Annotated in this window: 16 protein-coding genes; all 16 read left to right on the top strand. The window is 35.2% G+C overall.

Annotated elements, in window-relative coordinates; all coding sequences use genetic code 11:
• Positions 1–16 precede the first annotated feature (16 nt).
• The 16 genes from B2745_RS05520 to B2745_RS05445 all read left to right on the top strand — a co-directional run bounded on the left by B2745_RS05520 (position 17) and on the right by B2745_RS05445 (position 21,592).
• A complete protein-coding gene (locus B2745_RS05520; RefSeq protein ID WP_304064272.1) occupies positions 17–1,201 on the top strand; it encodes a PAS domain-containing sensor histidine kinase in 1,185 nt (394 codons plus the stop codon).
• Between the two features lies 1 nt (position 1,202).
• Positions 1,203–2,252, top strand: coding sequence for a response regulator (locus B2745_RS05515; protein ID WP_304064271.1), 1,050 nt, complete (start codon positions 1,203–1,205; stop codon positions 2,250–2,252).
• 81 nt (positions 2,253–2,333) lie between these two features.
• Entirely contained in the window at positions 2,334–3,371 is a 1,038-nt protein-coding gene (locus tag B2745_RS05510) for a 2-hydroxyacid dehydrogenase (RefSeq protein ID WP_304064270.1), read from the top strand.
• 1 nt (position 3,372) lies between these two features.
• Positions 3,373–4,734, top strand: coding sequence for an oxygen-independent coproporphyrinogen III oxidase (gene hemN, locus B2745_RS05505; protein ID WP_304064269.1), 1,362 nt, complete (start codon positions 3,373–3,375; stop codon positions 4,732–4,734).
• Between the two features lie 105 nt (positions 4,735–4,839).
• Positions 4,840–5,475 (top strand): peroxiredoxin, encoded by a 636-nt coding sequence (locus B2745_RS05500; RefSeq protein ID WP_304064297.1) that lies wholly within the window; start codon positions 4,840–4,842, stop codon positions 5,473–5,475.
• Between the two features lie 142 nt (positions 5,476–5,617).
• Positions 5,618–5,812, top strand: coding sequence for a cold-shock protein (locus B2745_RS05495; protein ID WP_026903213.1), 195 nt, complete (start codon positions 5,618–5,620; stop codon positions 5,810–5,812).
• A gap of 306 nt (positions 5,813–6,118) precedes the next feature.
• Entirely contained in the window at positions 6,119–6,694 is a 576-nt protein-coding gene (locus B2745_RS05490; RefSeq protein WP_304064268.1) for an RNA polymerase sigma factor, read from the top strand.
• Between the two features lie 81 nt (positions 6,695–6,775).
• A complete protein-coding gene (locus B2745_RS05485; protein ID WP_304064267.1) occupies positions 6,776–7,945 on the top strand; it encodes a FecR family protein in 1,170 nt (389 codons plus the stop codon).
• A 262-nt stretch (positions 7,946–8,207) separates the two neighbouring features.
• Entirely contained in the window at positions 8,208–11,621 is a 3,414-nt protein-coding gene (locus B2745_RS05480) for a TonB-dependent receptor (RefSeq protein WP_304064266.1), read from the top strand.
• 13 nt (positions 11,622–11,634) lie between these two features.
• Entirely contained in the window at positions 11,635–13,101 is a 1,467-nt protein-coding gene (locus B2745_RS05475) for a RagB/SusD family nutrient uptake outer membrane protein (protein WP_304064265.1), read from the top strand.
• A gap of 125 nt (positions 13,102–13,226) precedes the next feature.
• Entirely contained in the window at positions 13,227–14,690 is a 1,464-nt protein-coding gene (locus tag B2745_RS05470) for a BNR-4 repeat-containing protein (protein WP_304064264.1), read from the top strand.
• A 111-nt stretch (positions 14,691–14,801) separates the two neighbouring features.
• Positions 14,802–16,319 carry a PQQ-dependent sugar dehydrogenase gene (locus B2745_RS05465; RefSeq protein ID WP_304064263.1) on the top strand — a complete coding sequence of 506 codons (1,518 nt, stop codon included), beginning with the start codon at positions 14,802–14,804 and terminating at the stop codon, positions 16,317–16,319.
• Position 16,320: 1 nt separating this feature from the next.
• On the top strand, positions 16,321–17,535 hold the full coding sequence (locus tag B2745_RS05460; protein WP_304064262.1) for an Nramp family divalent metal transporter: 1,215 nt from the start codon (positions 16,321–16,323) through the stop codon (positions 17,533–17,535).
• A gap of 23 nt (positions 17,536–17,558) precedes the next feature.
• A complete protein-coding gene (locus B2745_RS05455; RefSeq protein WP_304064261.1) occupies positions 17,559–18,575 on the top strand; it encodes an NAD-dependent epimerase/dehydratase family protein in 1,017 nt (338 codons plus the stop codon).
• Entirely contained in the window at positions 18,575–19,636 is a 1,062-nt protein-coding gene (locus tag B2745_RS05450; protein WP_304064260.1) for a dihydrodipicolinate synthase family protein, read from the top strand. The genes B2745_RS05455 and B2745_RS05450 overlap by 1 nt, the downstream gene beginning before the upstream one ends.
• A gap of 18 nt (positions 19,637–19,654) precedes the next feature.
• Positions 19,655–21,592 (top strand): hypothetical protein, encoded by a 1,938-nt coding sequence (locus B2745_RS05445; RefSeq protein ID WP_304064259.1) that lies wholly within the window; start codon positions 19,655–19,657, stop codon positions 21,590–21,592.
• Positions 21,593–21,652 lie beyond the last annotated feature (60 nt).

Here is a 21,652-nt window from a genome sequence, read left to right as displayed (position 1 = left end):
AAGATAAATTAGCCAAATGGATAAAGAGGCTTTACTGGAAGCAATTATTAATAACGCTATTGATGGGATTATTACCATTGATACAACAGGATTAATAGAAGCCATTAACCCATCGGCCTGTGAACTGTTTGGTTACCAGGTTAATGAAGTAGTAGGTAAAAATATATCGATGTTGATGCCAGAACCTTATAGGTCTCAACACGATGGTTATATCCATCGCTACCACCAAACAGGCGAAGCACATATTATTGGGATTGGTAGAGAGGTAACTGGGCTAAGAAAAGATAGAAGCCAATTTCCATTCAGGCTAGCCGTAAGTAAAGTGCAGTACGAAGGCAGGATAGTTTATACCGGATTTATACACGATTTAAGCAGAGAAAAAGACGCCGAAGAGCAATTAAGAAAATACACATCCAGACTAGAGCATTTAGTAGAAGAGCGAACAGAAGCTTTACAATCTATTGTTGCGCAGTTACAAAATGCCAAAGAAGAGGTTAGTTTATCTCTTGAAAAAGAAAAAGAACTTAACCAATTAAAAAGCCGATTTGTATCTATGGCATCACATGAGTTTAGAACACCCTTAAGTTCTATACAACTCTCTGCATCTTTGATAGAAAAATATGCCCAAGAGTATCAAAATCCCAATATTGCCAAACATGTGGGCAAGATAAAAGTTGGTGTGGGCAACCTTACCAATATTCTTAACGATTTCTTATCTCTGGAAAGGCTGGAGGCTGGTAAAATTAATCCACAAGCAGCACCGTTTGATTTGGTAAAACTGGCAGAAGAAATTACCGAAGAAATGCAATTGATAGCCAAGCAAAATCAAAATATCATTTATCAACATACTGGAAAAAGCAGCTTAGTTACTTTAGATGCAGCCTTATTAAAAAATTGTATCATCAACCTGATTGCTAATGCTATTAAATATTCTGGCGAAAACACCTTTATAGAGTTTAATACCGAGCTGGATGAAAAACGCTGTATGGTGATGATTAAAGATGATGGTATTGGTATTCCTGTAAATGATCAAAAACATTTATTTGAACCTTTCTTTAGAGCCAACAATACAGGGAGCATCCCGGGTACTGGTTTAGGATTAAATATTGTTAACCGTTATATTAAATTGATGAATGGCGAGGTGGAGTTTGAGAGTGCAGAAAACAAAGGCGCTAAATTTACCCTGATTTTTAATCTTTAGCATGAAAAAGAAAATCCTGATTATAGAAGATAACGAGGATATTAGAGAAGGAACAGCAGAAATTTTAGGTTTGGCTGGTTATGAAGTGGAAACTGCCGTTAACGGCAAATTGGGTGCAGAAAAAGCCCAAAAATACCTTCCAGATTTAATTATTTGTGATATCATGATGCCAGAACTTGATGGTTATGGTGTTTTGTATCTGCTGAATAAAAATCCGGAAACGGTTAATATTCCTTTTATTTTTCTGACGGCTAAAGCAGAAAGAGCAGATATGCGTAAAGGAATGGAGATGGGAGCAGATGATTATTTGATTAAGCCTTTTGACGATATGGAGCTTTTAAACGCTATAGAAAGTAGGCTTAATAAAAAGCAAAAACAAGAAGCCTTTTATACAAAAGGCTTAAAAAGTCTGGAAGATTTTGCCTCACAGGTTGAAGATAAGCAGGATTTAAAATCGTTAATCTCTCAAAAGAAAATAAGACAGGTTAAAAAAGGTCAGATTATTTATTACGACCAAGACCATGCACAAGGTATTTATTTAGTGCTCGAGGGTAAAATTAAAACCGTTAAGTTAAGTGAAGATGGCAGAGAACTTTTAACCGGAATTTACCATGCCGATGAATATTTTGGTGTGCATGATGCCTTAATTAGTCAGTTGCATACAGAAACTGCCGAAGCTATGGAAAATAGCAGCATTTGCATGTTGCATAAAGACCAGGTGAATGCCTTGTTAAACCATAATACAGCAGTTGCCATGCAGTTTATTCGGTTACTTTCTGCACATATTCATCAAAAGGAAGAACAATTGGTACAACTGGCTTACCACTCGGTAAGGAAACGCTTGGCAGAAACTTTAATGCGTATCAGGGAAGTAAATAAAAATCAGGATATTTTTAAAATTTCTAGAGATGATTTAGCTGCAATGGCTGGTATGGCTACAGAAACTGTTAGTCGTACCTTAAGCGATTTTAAAGAAGAAAAACTGATTGAGAAGAAAGGTGGTGAGATACACATTATAGATGTAAACCGTCTTAAAAATATGAAAAATTGATTTTTATCACTTTTCTTGCTGATTACACTCATGTTACAATAGGAATATAGCTGGTAGCTTTGCTTGTATAAAGCGAAGCAAATGAAAGTTGTAGTTTACAGTACGAGGTCTTTTGAGAAAGAATTGCTGGCAAAAGCCAATCAAAAAAAGCATGATATTACGCTAATAGCTAATCCTTTAACTGATGAAACTACATCTTATGCAGAAGGTAAAGATGCAGTTGTAGTTTTTACAAGTGATGATGTTTCGGCATCCGTAATTCAAAAGCTTGCCCATTACGGCGTTAAATATATTGCCACACGTTCTGTAGGTACAGATCATATTGATAAACAAGCAGCGGCGGCAGCCAATATTAAAATAGCTAATATCCCTTCTTACTCGCCACACAGTATTGCAGAACACGTGTTAACGCTTGTTTTGGCTTTAAATCGTAAAATTTTATTATCAACAGAAAGAAGCAAAAACTTCGATTTCAGGTTAGATGGTTTGGTAGGTTTTACCTTGTATGGTAAAACTGTAGGTATAATAGGTTTAGGCGAGATTGGCTTGATTACAGCAAAAATATTTAACGGTTTTGGCTGTAAAGTTTTGGCTTATGACCAAGTAAAACATCAACATACAGGTATAAAGCATGTGGGTTTAGAAGAGCTTTATGCTAAATCAGATATCATTTCTTTACATGTTCCTTTAACTGATGAAACCAGGCATATCATCAATGCAGAGCATCTTGCAAAAATGAAACCTGGTGTGATGTTAATCAATACCGGAAGAGGAGGTTTATTAAATACCAACGATGTTTTGCAAGCACTTAAATCTGGTAAGATTGGAGCTTTAGGTGCCGATGTTTATGAATATGAACACGGCTTATTTTTTGAAAATCATCATCAAGACAAACAAAAAGATTGCTTGTTGCAGCAGTTATTGGCTTTTCCTAATGTGATGATAACACCACATCAGGCTTTTTTAACTAAAGAAGCCTTACAAGAAATAGCACAACTTACCATAAAAAGCTTAGACCTTTGGCAAGAAAATAAATGTGTGGGTAAGGCTTGCGCATGTGCTAAAAATTGTCAAAAAGAAGCTACCAAAATAAAGCAATTATCACCTCACCAATCCTAGTATGCTTAGCCAAAATATCACAACTAAATATACGGTACCTGTACCTAGGTATACCAGTTATCCTACGGTTCCGTTTTGGGATGAAAGTACCTTTAATAAAGCTTTATGGTTGCAAAAAGTTAAACAATCTTTTGATATCAGTAATCATAATGATGGTATAAGTGTTTATATCCATTTACCTTATTGCGAAAGTTTGTGTACCTATTGTGCCTGCAATAAGCGTATTACTAAAAATCATGGTGTAGAGGAGCCTTATTTACAAGCCGTTATCAAAGAGTGGAAAATGTATCAAGCCGTTTTTGGCACCCAACCTCAGTTAAAAGAAATACACTTAGGCGGAGGCACACCCACATTTTTCTCGCCAGAAAATTTAGCGCTTTTAATCACAGGTATTTTAGAAGATTGTATCATTCATGAGGATGCAGAATTTAGTTTTGAAGCGCATCCGGCAAATACCACTCTCGCACATCTTGAAGTATTACATGCTTTAGGTTTTAAAAGATTAAGCTTAGGTATACAAGATTTTGATGAGCAAGTGCAAATCATGATCAACAGAATACAGTCTGTAGAAGAGGTAGATATCGTAAGTAAACAAGCCAGAGCCGTAGGTTATACTTCCATAAATTTCGATTTAATTTATGGTTTGCCCTTACAAACCGTTGCTAGCCTTACAGCTACGATAGAAAAGGTTATCGGCTTAAAGCCTGATAGAATTGCTTTTTATAGCTATGCGCATGTCCCTTGGGTAAAATCTGGTCAGCGAAAATTTACAGAAGCCGATTTACCTGATACCCATTTAAGGCAAGAATTATATGAAAAAGGCAGAGAAATGCTTCTTGCTGCTGGTTATTTAGATATCGGTATGGATCATTTTGCTTTTGCCAATGATAAGTTAAACATAGCTGCACAAAACAAAAAGTTACACCGTAATTTTATGGGTTATACCCATCAGTACACCCGTTTATTGGTTGGTTTAGGCGTTTCTTCTATTAGCGATACCTGGGATGCCTTTGCCCAAAATGTTAAAAGCGAAGAGGAGTATTTGACTTTGATTAATGCCGGAGAAATACCAGTAGTAAAAGGACATGTGTTAAATGAAGAGGATTTATTAATCAGGAGGCATATTTTAAATATCATGTGTAAAGGTGTAACCACCTGGACTGATGAAGATTTACAAAACGATGCTTTCAGAGAAAATTTATCAGGATTAACAGAGCTGGTAGAAGATGGTTTAATCATTCAGGAATATCAATCTATAAAAGTTACCAAAATAGGAAAACGCTTTTTACGAAATGTTTGTGCTGTATTTGATGCTCGCTTGCAAGCAACTAAGCTAAGTAAACCACTATTTAGCATGGGCTAAGGTTATAGAAATCAAATCTGAATGTCATTTAATAAATGGCATGATTGTGGTTTCTTGTTTCTTTAAAATATCTCTACTAAATTAGTAGAGAATTAAAATTTTAGAATTATGTTAAGACTAGGTGATGTAGCTCCAAATTTCAAGGCAAAGACCTCTGAAGGAGAAATTGATTTCTATGAATATTTAGGTGATAGCTGGGGTGTATTATTTTCGCATCCGGCAGATTATACACCAGTTTGTACAACCGAATTGGGTCGTACAGCAGCTTTAAATGATGAGTTTGCTAAAAGAAATGTAAAAGTAATGGCTTTAAGTGTTGATTCTGTTGAATCTCATAAAGGCTGGATAAGTGATATTAATGAAACACAAGGTGTAGAGGTAAATTTTCCTATCATTGCTGATGAAGATAAAAGTATTTCAGAAGCTTATGGTATGTTGCATCCTAATGCATCAACAACTTTTACAGTAAGGTCTTTATTTATTATAGCACCAGATAAAACTGTAAAATTGATTATATCTTACCCTGCATCAACAGGTAGAAATTTTCAGGAAATTTTAAGGGTGATAGACTCTTTGCAGTTAACCGCTTACCACAGTGTTGCTACACCAGCAGATTGGAAAGATGGGGAAGATGTAGTGGTTGCGCCAGCTATTAAAACAGAGGATATTCCGGCCAAGTTTCCAAAAGGTTTTACAGAAATTAAGCCATATTTAAGAACAACTCCGCAACCTAATAAGTAATTTTTATTAAATCTGTTGTTTTTAGAATATATTTTATATTTTAGAGATTAAGAAATAAATAGAATTACAATCTTTCTTAAATTATTTTACCCAATCAGTAAGAAATTTAGGTCTGATTATTATTAAAACACTAAAATTAATTATGAAAACGGGTAAAGTAAAATGGTTTAACGCTCAAAAAGGTTTTGGCTTCATTATTTGCGATGGAAAAGACATTTTTGTTCACTTTAAAGATGTTATTGGAGGGGTAAATGCCATCTCAGACAATGATGATGTAGAATTTGAGATTGCTGATGGTAAAAAAGGTCCTCAAGCTATTAATGTAAAGAAAGTTTAAAAACATAAAGCTTTAAAATGTTCTAAAAGTCCTGAATAATGTTCAGGACTTTTTTATTTTACATCCATCCTGATAGGGGTTAACACCATTTGTTTCTGCATAAATCATCAGATTTTTAAATCCTTAACTTAAAATATTAGAAGGTTTTAAACTACTAATGAAAAATATGTTTAGTGATGAGATAATTAATTTGATAAAAATTAATAAATAAGTTTTAATCGGTTATATGTAGCAAAGGTTTTAATAAAGCTACATTGTATTATTAAAAATATTCAATAAATTTGAATAAATCTGATCTCCAAAAAGATGTTGCTAAGCCATAAAGAGGAAGATAAATTATTGTTATTACAAATGCAAGAAAACGATGATAATCTTGCGTTTGATACCCTTTATGATAAATATTGGGAGCAAATGTATAATGCAGCTTACAAACGCCTAAAAGATGCTGATTATGCAAAAGATATAACCCAAGATATTTTTCTGCAATTATGGCTTCGCCGTAAAGAGCTTTCTATTGATAATCTGGTTTCTTATTTACACACATCAGTAAGAAATAATGTTTTTAAATGGATGGAAAAGGAGCAAAGGTATACACCAATTCCTGAAGTTCTGATTCAATTAGGTATAGCCAAAGACCAAACTGATGCTGAAATACTAAGAAAAGAGTTTTTACTCAAGTATGAAAGATTGATAAACTCTTTAACTCCATCACAACAAGAAATCTTTAGGATGAAATATCAGGAAGATTTAACCACGCAACAAATAGCAGATAAGCTTCAAATCAGTAGAAAAACGGTTCAAAACCAATTAGGAAAGAGCATGGCTCAACTAAGAGAATCTCTCGGACCTTTATATTTGATGTTCTTACTTCAAAATCTATAATTTTTTTTTATTTCTCGTGGGACTTTTCGTTTCTCGGCGGTCATATCTTTAAAGGCTCATCAAACTAAGAGTCGATACAAGATGGATCCAAAGGAATTTTATAAAATTCTTCGAAAATATAGGCTAGGAGAGGCAAGTCAGGAAGAAATAGACTTTCTAGATGCTTACTATAACCTTTTTGAGGTAGAGGAGAATGTGTTAGACGGAATGCAAGATAAGGCTAAAAGCCAATTAAAAGATGCTATAAAGGCAGGTTTGAGTGAACAAATTGCTGCGGAAGAGCTTAAAAGCTCTTCCAAAGTAATTTGGATGAAGAAATGGTTGATTGCTGCATCTGTTCTATTATTTACGGGTGTTGCTTCTTATTTGTTTTTTAAGCAAAGCGGTAGCATAGAAACAGGTAATCCAAAAGTGAAACTTGCAAAAGTTGAAATTAAACCTGGTGGTAATAAAGCTGTTTTAACTTTAGCAGATGGTTCATCAATAATCTTAAATGATAAAGAAGATGGTTTAATTACACAAGATGCTGGTGCAGAAATAGTAAAAACTAAAGATGGTCAGATTGTATATCATACCAAACAAGCAAACCAATCTGCAGCTATAAATATGATCAGTACGCCGCGTGGAGGGCAATATCAATTGACTTTAGCAGATGGTACCCAAGTATGGCTTAATGCGTCTTCATCTATCAAATTTCCTACAGTTTTTACCGGAGCAGAACGTAAGGTTGAAATTACCGGAGAGGCCTATTTTGAAGTTGCTAAAAATATACATAAACCTTTTAAAGTGGTATCAGCTCATCAGGTTATTGAGGTATTAGGTACGCATTTTAACATCAACACTTATGATGATGAAAGTGCTGATAAAACCACGCTTTTAGAAGGCAGCGTAAGGGTACACAAGCTTAATATGCAGGGAAAAGAAGAAAATATTTCTGCTGTGCTTAAGCCTGGCCAGCAAGCTGTTTTAGCCAATAACGCTAAAAGCTTCAAAGTATCAGCAGCAGATGAAGAAGCCGCCATAGCTTGGAAAAATGGATATTTCAAATTTAACAGAGATAATATCCAAACCATTATGAGGCAGGTTTCCAGATGGTATAATGTGGATGTAGAGTATCGCGGAAAAATATCAGAAGATTTATTTGTTGGAAAAATTAACAGAAGCGAAAACGTAACAGAAGTTTTAAGAATTCTAGAACTAAGTAAAATCAATACAACTATAAAAGGTAATAAAATTATCATAACCAATTAATCATGTTTAACCTAATTTATAAATGATATGAAGACATAAGTACTGTTATTGATAATCCAACAAAAAAACCGGATGTGCTACCAACACAACCGGCTTAAAGGAAGCTTTGTAAAAAAGCTATTTCCGGTTTGGATTAACCCTAAAAAAATTCTGTGGAAGGAACTTAATCTATTAACCCAAACTTTACAAAAGTATGCAATTAAATGTTTACGGTAAAATCCGGAATGTATCCGGCTTATTCCCTTCGAAAACGTTTCGTATTATGAAACTGACGGTCATCTTATTAACTCTTGGATGTTTACAGCTTAGCGCAAAAAGTTTTTCGCAAAGTATCAGTATTTCTGGAAAAAATATCTCTTTAGAAAAAGCACTTACTACCATTGGCGAGCAAAGTGGCTATTTCTTTTTTTATAAGTATAACGAGTTGGTAAATGCCAAGCCAGTTACTTTAAATTTAAAAGCAGCAAGTCTTGAAAAAGCTTTACAAGCAAGCTTTAAAGGCCAGCCTTTTAGTTATTCTATTGAAAATAAAACGATTATAGTTAATAAAATTGAAATTAAACCTGAGCCTAAATTACCTGTAGATATAAAAGGTAAAGTTACAGACAACACCGGACAGCCCTTACCTGGCGCTACCATAAAAGTTAAGGGTTCTGATAAAGTTACCCAAACTGATATCAATGGTAGCTTTAGCCTAAATGGTCTTGCAGATAATGCAGTTATTGTAGTAACCTATACTGGTTTTGTGGTACAAGAAATTGCTGTAGCTGGTAAAAATAACATCAACGTAAGCTTAGTAGAAGATAGCCAGAATTTAAATACTGTGGTAGTAGTAGGTTACGGAACTCAACAACGTAAAGATGTTACGGGTTCTATCAGCTCTATCAACGCACAAAGAATTAAAGATCAACCTGTAGTGAGTTTAGATAACGCTATGGCTGCACAAATGGCAGGTGTACAAGTTACCCAGGCAACAGGTGCACCAGGTGGTGGTTCTACTGTAAGAATTAGAGGTGCAGGTTCTTTAAGTGCCGGAAACGAGCCTTTATATGTGGTAGATGGTTTTCCGGTTACTAATGATTATAACCAAAGAAATAACCCTTTAAATACCATTAACCCTGCTGATATTGATAATATTCAGGTTTTAAAAGACGCATCAGCAACAGCAATTTACGGTTCCAGAGGTTCTAATGGTGTGGTTATCATCACTACAAAATCTGGTAAAAGTGGTGTTTCTAAAATTGATTTTAGTGTAAATACAGGCGTACAACAGGTAGAAAAAACTTTAGATGTATTAAATGCTAGAGAGTATGCTTATTTTATTAATGAAGCTAGAAATAATGCTTGGGTAAACTCAGGACCTGGTCGTTCTGCATCAGACCCTAACTCTGCTCGTTTAAATAACGTCATGTATTTATTGCCAGCTGTATTCTCAGATCCTGAATCTTTAGGCGAAGGTACTAATTGGCAGAATGAGATTTTTAGAACGGCACCAATGAGTAATTATCAGCTAAATTTCTCTGGCGGTAATGATAAAACCAGATTCTTTGTTTCTGGTGGTTATTTAGCACAAGATGGTATTATCCTAAATTCAGACTTAAAACGCTACTCTTTTAGAGCTAATGTTGAATCTCAATTAAATAAAAGAGTAAAAGTAGGAGCAAACTTAACGCCTTCGTTTACTTTCTCTAATCAAACTTTAGCAGAAGGAAACTGGCAGGGAGGTGGTATAATACAATCGGCCCTAACAGCTGCTCCTCATTTAGCTCCTTATGATGCTAATGGAAATTATACACAAATTACGGGACAAGGAGTAGGAACTAGCGAGGTTGATAACCCTGTGAAAATTGCTAAAGAGTATTTCCAACAGCAAAATACTTTAAGATTATTAGGTACTGCTTTTGTGGACATCAATTTGGCAAAAGATTTAAATTTTAAAACTTTAGTAGGTGCCGATTTTAGAAATTTTGATCAGGATGTATTCAGTCCATCTATCATTAATCCTAATAGTACCAATGCAACAAAACTTCCTGTAGGTTCTTATGAAGAATCTAATAGTAGAAACTGGTTATCAGAGTTTACTTTAAATTATAAGAAAACATTTGATAAACATGCTTTTGATGTATTAGCGGGTTATACTATCCAAAAGGAAAGAACAGATTTAACTAGCTTAAGTGGAAGCAACTATGCCAGCGATGTTGTAAGAACAATTAATGCTGCTGGTTTAGTAACTGTTGGTGCAGCATCAGGTCCTCAAGAGTGGTCTTTATTATCTTATATCGCTCGTTTAAATTATAGCTATAACGATAAATATCTGTTAACTGCAACTTTCAGACAAGACGGTTCATCTCGTTTTGGTGGTGATAATAAATGGGGAACTTTCCCTTCGGTATCTTTAGGATGGAGAGTTTCTGAAGAAGATTTTCTTAAAGATGTAAATTGGTTAAGCGAGTTAAAAGTTAGAGCTAGTTATGGTTTAACAGGTAATAACTTTATCACTAATTATGGCTCTGTAGGTTTAACAGGAATAGAAAATTATATTTTTGGCCCTAGTGGAGGTATCGTAAATAACGGTATCAGACAAACCACCATTGCTAACAGCCTTTTAGGTTGGGAGAGAAACAAACAGTTTGATGCTGGTTTAGAGTTTGGTTTGTTACAAAACCGTTTCTCTATGTCTTTTGATTATTACAATAAAACTACCTCAGACTTATTGCTAAACGTACCTGTACCTACTTTAACAGGATATAGCGAAGCTTTAAGAAATATTGGAGAAATTAATAATAAAGGTTTTGAGTTTACTTTGGTTAGCCGTAATATGGTTAAAGAATTTAAGTGGACTACAGACTTTAACTTCTCTACCAATAATATTAAAGTGGTTGCATTAGGTCCAGATGGTTCTCCTATCTTAAGAAGGCAAGCAACTTTTGCAGCAGGTAATACACACATTACTCAAATTGGTTCCGATCCAGGCTCTTTCTTTGGTTATAAGGTTGTGGGTATTTATCAAAATGCTGATGATGTTGCTAATAACCCAGCGGTAGAAAACGCTTCTGGTGCAAAAATATCTAAGCCAGGTCAGTTAAAATTTGCTGATGTTAATGGTGATGGTAGAATTACTGCAGATGACAGAACAAGTTTAGGAAGCCCTTTCCCTGATTTTACTTACGGCATGACTAATAGCTTCGCCTACAAAAACTTTGATTTTGCATTTACACTACAAGGCGTACAAGGTTTTGAAGTTTTAAATGCAGCTAGAAGATTTTATGGTAATTACGCAGGTTCTTACAATGTACTAAGAAGTACTGCAAATGGCTGGAAATCAGAAACCGACCGTGGAGATGGGGTAAGCCCACAAATTGATCGTAATTTTGGTGCTTTAGGTGTTGCATCTGTAATTAATAACGTTACTTCTCAATTTGTAGAAGACGGCTCTTTTTTAAGAATCAGAAATATTACTTTAGGATATAACTTGCCAGCATCAGCTCTTAAAGCCTTAAAAGTGGCCAACGCCAGATTAAGCTTTACCATCCAAAACGCTTATACTTTTACTAAATACGAAGGCTATAACCCAGAGGTAAGTTTTGAAGGAGCTAATCCTTTAGTACCAGGTGTTGATTCAGGAGGTTATCCCTTAGCTCGCACCTTTATGTTTGGATTAAATTTTGGATTCTAATACAGTTATAGACATGAGAAATATTAAAACATTATTCACTGCAGGCGTAATTGTATTACTTTCTGCAAGTAGTTGCAAAAAAGATTTTTTAGAATTAGCACCTATTGCCCAGCAAAATGCTAATAACTATTATAAGACTGGAGATGACATGAAAAATGCGCTCACAGCAGCTTATGGAGGTTTACAATATGCTGGCTTATACTATTCTTCTATGCACATCATTGGCGATTTACGTTCTGATAACACAGAAATTACCAATGTAAACGCCGGAGCAGATTTAGACGCTGTAGACAAGTTTGTAAACTTACCTACAACCTCTATCAGTAGCACTACATGGGCGGGCCATTATCAGGCTATACAAAACACCAATATTGTGATAGAGAAAATACAGGCGGTTACTATGGATGAAAATTTAAAAGCCAGATACATTGGCGAAGCTAAATTTTTAAGAGCCTTAATGTATTTTAATTTAGTTAGGATTTTTGGTGGTGTGCCCCTTGTAACAAAAGTAATTGTTAATCCACAGGAAGGTTATGATTATGGTAGAGAAACAGTTGCAAATGTATACAATCAAATTATCACAGATTTAACTGATGCTGAAGCTGTTTTACCATATGAATATACAGCTGGTGATATTGGTAGAGCAACTAAAGGTGCTGCGATGTCTTTATTAGGAAAAGTATACTTAACCCAAAAAAGATGGGACTTAGCCGCTCAAAAACTTGAACAAGTTATTGCTGCACAGGCACAAACCAAATATCAGTTATTACCATCTTATGCTAGTGTATTTGGTATAGCAAATGAGAATAGTCGTGAGTCTATTTTTGAAGTTCAATTCAAAAGAGCTTCTAACGGAGAGGGCAGTCCGTTTACCAATCAATTTGCACCTATCGGTTCTGGTACAGCAGTGGTAACAGTGGGTAACCCTCTAGGGCAAAACATTCCAACGGCAGAAATGAACAACGCTTACGAAGCTAATGATGCTCGTAAAGCAGTTTCTATGCGTACCAGCTATGTGCTTAACGGAAATACAGTTAACCATAATTATATTGTTAAATATTCTGGTACTCCGGCAGCTAACATAGATGGTGATAATAACTGGATTGTTTTAAGATATGCTGATGTACTTTTAATGTATGCAGAAGCTTTAAATGAGTTAGGTTACGTTGCTGATGGACCTGCATTTACTTACTTAAATCAGGTTAGAACAAGGGCGGGTTTACCTAGTAAAACTAGCAATAATACTAATCTGGCATTAAGAGTAGCAGACCAAGCAGCTTTCAGATTAGCTATAGAGCAAGAGAGATTTGTAGAATTAGCTTTTGAAGGTCACCGTTGGTTTGATCTGGTGAGAACAGATAGAGCTTTAACACTTTTAGCGTCTAAAGGAATGGAAGCTCATGAAGCTTTATTCCCAATCCCGCAAACACAAATTGATATTAATCCATCTAAGATTACACAAAACCCAGATTACGATTAATTTCTAATATTTAAATAGGGGCTAAAATCGTTCTTTACGTTACAAACAGTATTTGTAATTGTTAAGTAAAACGAATGATTTTAGCCCTTTTTATATAGTTTATTTCCCCCAATTTATTTATTCTCATGAGAATTTTAAGTCTGCAATTGCTTATTTTAATTAGTATGAGTTTTATTGTTAAAGCTCAAAACAACCCACTTACACTTAACCAAAAAGATACTGGGTACAGAGGGATATGGTATAGCAACCAGCCTTCTAATGATGAATATGTATATAAGTATAGCGGAGGTTTAGGCACCTATCCAGCCAATCATTATCCGTTTTCTATTTATGTTAAAGAAGTTGATAAAACTTTTTTTTGTTATGGAGGAAGCGACTCTTCTGGGAAAACATTACTACACACCATTTCTTATTTTGATCATCAAACAGGGTTAGTTCCAAAACCTACGGTAGTTTTAGATAAGAAAACGGATAATGCTCATGATAATCCGGTGATGAATATCGATAAAGACGGATATATATGGCTTTTTTCTACAGCACATGGTACCAACAGTCCTTCTTATATCCATAAAAGTAAAAAACCTTATGATATTAATGAATTTGAAGAGATTAAAGCTACCAAACTAGTGAGTGATGAAATAGTAGCTATGAATAATTTTTCTTATTTGCAAACTTGGTATCAGCCGAATAATGGTTTTATTAATCTGTTTACCCATTATGACAGAAAAGTTATTCCTGGTCAGCCATCTAAACCAAGAAGAACAATCAGTTTCATGACGAGTCAAAATGGGGTTAATTATTCTGAATGGAAAGATATAGCAATTATAGAGGAAGGCCATTACCAAACCAGTGGTAGCTATAAAAATACAGTAGGTACTAGTTTTAATTTTCATCCTATTAAAGTAGGAGAGAATGGTTTAAACTATAGAAGTAATCTTTACTATTTACAAACTTCAGATTTTGGTAAGAGTTGGCAAAATGCAAAAAACGAAACACTAAGCGTACCCTTAAAAGAAATTGATAATAGTGCTTTAGTTAAAGATTATTACAGCCAAGGCTTAAATGTTTATATCAATGATTTAACTTATGATGAAACAGGAAAACCTGTTATTCTATACCTAACCAGTAAGGGTTATGAAGCAGGGCCAGAACAAGGTCCGCGTACATGGCATACCGCCAGATTTACCGGAGAAAACTGGGAAATTAATCCGATAACTACTTCTGGTAATAATTATGATATGGGTTCTTTATATATAGATGATAAAGGTATCTGGCGAGTAATTGGACCAACTACTATGGGGCCTCAACCTTATAATACAGGCGGAGAAATGGTGATGTGGACAAGTAAAAATCAAGGTAAAACTTGGAGAAGTAAAGCTTTAACCGCTGGTAGTATATATAATCATTCTTATGCCAGAAGACCTGTAAATGTTCATCCAGATTTTTATGCTTTTTGGGCAGATGGACATGGGAGAGAAAAATCAGTTTCCAGATTATATTTTTCTGATGTAAAAGGGCGTGTTTATCAATTACCAACAGAAATAAATACTGATTTTATTAAGCCAATCCGTATAAAAAGAAAGAAGTAGCATCATAACTTTAAAAGTATAGTCACAAAAAATATTAAAGAATTTTCAGTTACTTTTTAATTTTTTTTATAACTTTCAAATCTTAAATAATTAAATGTAAAAGATTAGGTTATGCCAATTATACCTACCACACCTATAAACAGAGTTTTAAGCTTTATGATATTGCTTTCTGTTGTATGGTGTTCTTGTTCTAGGATAGAAAACAAGGATTTAACTTTCTTAGATAATGTAAAACTAGAATCTAGTATTTTAAAGGTAGAAATTCTTCAAGATAGTTTAGAAGTACCTTGGGATATTGCAATAACGAATAATAATTTTTTGTTTTTTACAGAGCAATATGGTGCTGTATCTTGTATCAATCTAGAAACGCATCAACAAAAAAAGTTATTGGTTATACCAGAAGTTTGGCATCAAAGAACTGCGGGTTTACTAGCCATGGCAGTTCATCCAGATTTTAAGCAAAATCCTTATGTATATGTGCATTATACTACAAAAACCGATACTTTGGTATTTAATAAATTGGTAAGGTATACTTTTAAAGGCGATACACTGGAGTCTCCAAAAGAGTTGTTGAAAGTTAAAGGTTTTAAAGCACATAATGGAGGGCGTATAACCTTCTCAAAATCTGGTAAAATACTTTGGGCAACTGGCGACGCTTATCATGGTGATGAATCTCAGGACTTAAACTTTTTGAATGGTAAAATTTTGCGTTTAAACCCCGATGGCAGCATACCAGCCGATAATCCAAATCCTAAAAGTTACGTATGGGCCAGAGGTTTTAGAAATATGCAGGGTATTACTGTTACCAATAAAGGAAACGTATTTACATCTGAACATGGAGATGCCATTGAGGACGAAGTAAATTTGATAGAAAAAAATAGAAATTATGGTTGGCCTGCTATAGAAGGCTTACATAATTTACCAGAAGAAATTGTTTTTGCTCAGGCAAATAACACCAAAGAGCCAGTTAAATCTTGGACTCCTGTAATTGCTCCTGCTGGTATAGCGTATTATGGTTCTGCAAGTATTCCCGAGTGGAATAATAGCCTACTATTAACTACCTTAAAAGGTCAAAGTTTACGTGTTTTAAAATTAAATGAAGAGGGTAAAACTATCGTATCCGAAGAGATATTTTTTGAGAATTATTATGGGCGTTTGAGAGATGTATGTGTGGATGCAAACGGTGTTATTTATATTTCAACAAGTAATAAAGATTGGAAACCTCAAGTTGATTTTCCCTTACCCGGAGATGATAAGATATTAAAAATAAGTATATCCGATAAGGTATTAAAAAAGCCTTTAACAGGTGCAAAGGCTCAAGCAACGCCACAACACTTAAATGCAGCACAACTGTATCAAAGTTATTGTGTATCCTGTCATCAGGCGGATGGAAAAGGCGTAAAAGATGTTTTTCCGGCTTTGGCAGGTTCTGCTATTGTAAATGGCCCTTCAACAGGTCTTATTAAAGCGGTGTTAAATGGAATCAATAGAAAGGAAAACCCTCAGAAAATGCCAAGTTTCGCTTTTTTAAAAGATCAAGAGTTGGCAGATATTCTTAATTATATCAGACAAAATTGGGGAAATCAGGCCTCTAAAATTAACGAAACAGAAATCGCACAAAACCGCTAGTATGGAAGAACAAAATCAGCAAAATAAGCTGGTGAAATTATTAAAAGGTCTAGGGCCAGGTATTATTACAGCAGCTCTGGTTTTTGGTCCAAGTAAAATGACCATTACTTCAAAACTTGGTGCAGAGTATGGCTACTCAACCCTTTGGGTGGTTATAATTGCTATCTTCTTTATGCTCATTTTTACCAATATGGGGGCTCGTATAGGGTTAAGTAGCGAAAATAGTCTCTTATCTCAAATCAAAGTAAAATGGGGTAACAAAGCTGGATTAATAATAGGGTTTGGTGTGTTTTTAGTCACCACTTCTTTTCAAGCAGGAAACTCTATAGGGGTAGGTATTGCCATTGCAGAAGCCAGCGGTACTAAAGCTTGGATATGGGTTTTGGTCTTCAATATCTTAGGCATTGCATTGTTATTTTTTAGAAGTTTTTATAAAACCCTAGAACGTTTAATGATTGCATTGGTAGGATTGATGCTTTTCTCATTTTTAACAACTTTGTTTTTGAGTAAACCTTCTTTAACTGGTATTGCTGGTGGGTTTATTCCAAGTTTTCCAGTGGGTTCAACAGGTTTGCTAATAGCTTTTATGGCTTCTTGTTTTTCTATAGTAGGTGCTTTTTATCAGGCTTATTTGGTACAGGAAAGCAGAAAGCCTGGCGCCAAACCTCAAAAAAACAGAAGCGCAACAGGTATATATATTTTAGGGCTCATGAGTGCAGTTGTCATCATCTGTGCTGCTGCCGTATTACATCCGCAAGGAATAAAAGTAAATTCTGCATCAGAAATGTCTAAAGCTTTAGAACCATTATTTGGGACATACGCAGCTGATTTATTTTTAGCAGGTTTATTTGGTGCCTCTTTTTCATCATTGGTTGGTAACGCTACCGTTGGCGGTAGCCTTTTGGGCGATGCTTTGGGTTATAGCAGTAAATTAAGTTCTAAAGCAGTAAGATTACTGATAGCTTTAGTGATGGTTTGCGGAGCCAGCATTTCTCTCATCTTTGGAAAGCTACCTTTAGAACTTATCATTTTTGCACAAAGTGTTACCATATTTTTAGTTCCCATTATAGGTATAGCCATGTTTTCTATTGCCAATGACAAGAAAATGATGGGTGAAAATGTGAATAATAGTTTTGCTAAAGTAGGCGGAGCTATAGGCTTAGTACTATTAAGCTCTTTGGCAATTTGGAATTTTTACGAGCTATTTATTAAATAATTATAAGATTAAGCAAGAAACGAATGAAAGATTTAGAAAAGTTAGAATCTGAATTATTAGCACCATCAGCAGCATTAATTGCTGATATGGCTAAAATAGAAGGAGATATTATTCTTTTAGGCATTGGTGGTAAAATGGGCCCAAGTATGGGTAAACTAGCTGTTGCTGCAGCTAAAGCCGCGGGTATAAACAAAAGAATTATTGGTGTTTCGAGATTTTCTGATGCTAAAGCAAAAGCAGCATTAGAAGCTGTAGGTATAGAAACCATTTCTTGCGATTTATTAAATGATGCAGAATTACAAGCACTCCCTGATGCTAAAAATGTGATTTACCTAGCTGGAAATAAATTTGGCACAACAGGTAAAGAGGGTTTTACTTGGGCTATGAATGCTTATTTACCGGGTAGGGTAGCAGAAAAATATAAAAACTCAAATATCGTAGCGTTTTCATCAGGTAATGTTTTGCCTTTTGTGCCTGTAACATCTGGCGGTGTTTCTGAAGAAACTACACCAGAGCCTATTGGTGAGTATGCGCAGTCTTGTTTGGGCAGAGAACGTATATTTGAATATTTCTCTCAAAAAAATCAAACACCTACACTTATTTATCGCTTAAACTACGCTGTAGATTTTAGATATGGTGTGATGATGGAACTTGCAAAATCTGTTCTAGAAGGCAGAGAAATTGACCTGCGTACAGAAAACGTGAATGTGATTTGGCAAGGAGATGCTAATGAAATTGCTATACGTTCTTTATTACATTGTGAGGCGCCAGCAAAAATGTTAAACGTAACAGGTCCAGAAACCCTGTCAATTAAGTGGATAGCCAACCAATTCGGGAAAATTTTTGGTAAAGAGCCTAAGTTTATTTATGAAGCAGAAGGTACAGCATTACTTAATAATGCATCAGAATGCCACAGGTTATTTGGTTATCCTAAAGTTACGGTAAGAGAAATTATAGATATCACAGCAACTTGGTTACAACAAGGTGGTGAAGAGTTTGGTAAAGCAACACATTTTCAAGAAAGAGGAGGTAAATTCTAATGAAATTATTATCAGAAGAGCTAAAAAGACATTTACATTTTGGAACGGTTATTCCGGCTCATCCATTGGCATTAAATGCAGATAGAACATTAAACGAATTTAAGCAAAGACAATTAAGCAGATATTATATGTCCAGCGGTGCTGGGGGTATAGCCGTTGGTGTACACTCTACCCAGTTTGAAATCAGAGACCCAGAAGTAAATCTTTTTGAAACGGTTTTAAGATTAGCGTCAGAAGAAGTTGCCAAAGCAAGTTTAGACCGACCTTTTATCAAAGTTGCAGGTATTTGTGGGCCAACAGCACAAGCCGTTAAAGAAGCAGAAATAGCTTTAAAATACGGTTATGATATTGGCTTGCTAAGTATGGGAGGTTTACAAAACTGGTCTGAGGAACAAATCTTAGAGCGTGTTAGAGCTGTTGCTGCTGTAATGCCAGTTTTTGGTTTTTACTTACAGCCATCTGTAGGAGGTAGAATATTTAGCTATGATTTTTGGTTACAATTTGCTGAGATTGAAAATATTGAAGCCATTAAATGTGCTTCTTTTAATCGCTATCAAACGTTAGATGTTATGAGGGCGGTAAGCCATTCCTCAAGAAGAGACAAAATAGCGATGTACACCGGTAATGATGATAATATTGTGGCTGATTTGTTGACTATCTACCGTTTTGAGGTAGAAGGAAAAACTTTTGAGAAACAGTTTATTGGTGGCTTATTAGGTCATTGGGCAGTTTGGACACAAAAAGCTGTAGCATTACTTGAAGAGATAAAAGAACATCGGGCAAACCCAACAGCACAAAAGGCACATGAACTCCTGATTAAAGGTATAGAAGTTACAGATGTTAATGCCGCATTGTTTGATCCATCACATGCTTTCCACGGCTGTATACCAGGAATTCATGAGGTTTTAAGAAGACAAGGTTTACTAGAAGGCAGGTGGTGCTTGAACCCTAAAGAAGAACTTTCTGATGGCCAAATGGAAGAAATAGATCGTGTTTATAAGGCATACCCACACTTAAACGATGACGCTTTTGTAAGCGAATTTTTAAAAAACGATAAGTAAAATATGAACTTAAAATATATGCTAACGCTAGTAATAGCGACTGGTATTTCTTTGGCTGCTTTTGCGCAACCTAAAACAGGTAAGTTTACTAACTTAGGTCCGCAAGTATTTGCCGCCATGATACAAGGAAGTATCTTTGTTGAAGATACGCAAGGAAACCCCTTGGTTTATACCGTTGTTAGAGGGGAGCCAGCTCATTTACTGGCTTTTGATGTTAAAAGTAAAAAATTACTTTTAGATAAAGCTTTACCAGAATCTGATGGTGTTTGGGATATGGCACAGGCTAGTGATGGTTATTTATATATCCCAGGTGCAGGTGGTAATCTTTTTAAACACAAGCCCGGTACACAAGAGGTTGAAGATTTGGGTACAGCTTTAAAAGGCGAAACCTATTTATGGAACCTTACGGCAGGTAAAGATGGTGAAGTTTTTGGTGCTACCTATCCAGGCTGCAGGGTTTTTAGATATCACCCTAAAGATGGTTTTTCTGATGTTGCTAAAGGGCCTTTGGTTGCTGGCGAGAATTATGTAAGAAGCTTGGCCTACCATGCCAAAACCGGACTTTTATATGCAGGTATTGGTTCTCATGCTCATTTAATAGAACTTAATCCGATAAGCGGCGAAAAAAAGGAACTTTTACCCAAAAAATATCAAGACAAAGAGTTTGTATACAGTTTAGAAATTATACCGGGTAAAAACGGATCCGATCGTCTTCTAGCGCTCTTAACCGCCGGAAGTACTACATTGGTATATAATTTAAAAACCAAACAAATAGAGCAAGAAATTCAAGACATAGACATGAAAGCTGTCGCTTCGGATCAAAAAGGCAAAGCAGCTTTTTATACAGCTAAAGGTTCTTTAATGAGTTTTAATGCATCAAAATCTGCTGCTTTAGCAGAGAAGCTTTTGGCTGATGTTGGTACGGCTAATGCAATAAAAATTATTAAAGATGATGTTTATATATTAACATCAGGAGCCAATTTAGTTAAATACAGTCTTAAAAATAAAACTTCAGAGAAGACTAAATTAGCAATTCCGGCACAACCCATTCCTATCAATGCTTTGCTTTACGGTCCTGATGGTAATATCTGGATGGGAGGGTATTTAGCTGGCGGACATGCAACTTACCATCCGGTGAGTGGTCAGAAAAGCAGATTATCCGGTTTAGATCAAACCGAAGGTATGGCCTCACAAGGCGAAAATATCTATTTCGGAATTTATCCAAAAGGTAAATTTTACCAATACCATACGCAACAGAAATGGGATTTGAAAGCTAATAATCCAAAAAAGCTTGGTGAAATAGAAGGACAAAGTAGATCTTTTGCCGTATTAAGTATTCCAGAACGCCAGCAAATGGTTTTTGGAATGATACCTGAGTATGGTAAGCTAGGAGGTTCTTTGATTACATTTGATGTGAAAACGCAAGAATTAAAAGCTTTTCATGAGCCAATAAAGCAACAAGCTATCTCTAGTTTAGCTTATACAGGCAAAGAAATTTTAGTAGGTACAACCATTTCTGGTGGTTTAGGTATTTTGCCAGCCACAAAAGAAGCGGTTCTTTTCTCATGGGATTTAGATAAGAATATGAAAACTCATGAATTAGTACCTGTACCTAATGCCACTGCGATAACTTGCTTAATGAACGGACCTGATGGACACATTTGGGGAGTTGCCGATGGTACTTTGTTTATTTACGATGCTGTTAAAAAAGAAGTACAATCAACCTATAAATTATATGATTTTCCGCCTTTTAAAAGCCATATCTGGAGAAGTGCTTTCTTAGCTATCCATCCTTCGGGGATGATTTATGGGACAGGAAATAATAACTTTTTTAAACTCGACCCAAAAACTAAAGAAGTTACCATTTTAGATAAAGGAGCTAGTTTATTAGCTGTGGATGCTTTAGGAAATATATACTTTAAAAAAAATACCGATTTATGGAAATATACGCCATAAATTAAACAAGCGTTTGTTTTAAAAGATGCTGTAAGATGATATCAATACCTAAATTAAATC

Source organism: Pedobacter glucosidilyticus (assembly GCF_002483235.1).
Classification (GTDB): domain Bacteria; phylum Bacteroidota; class Bacteroidia; order Sphingobacteriales; family Sphingobacteriaceae; genus Pseudopedobacter; species Pseudopedobacter glucosidilyticum_B.
Note: the sequence above shows the minus strand (reverse complement) of the source record. Positions and strands in the feature narration are given on the sequence as shown.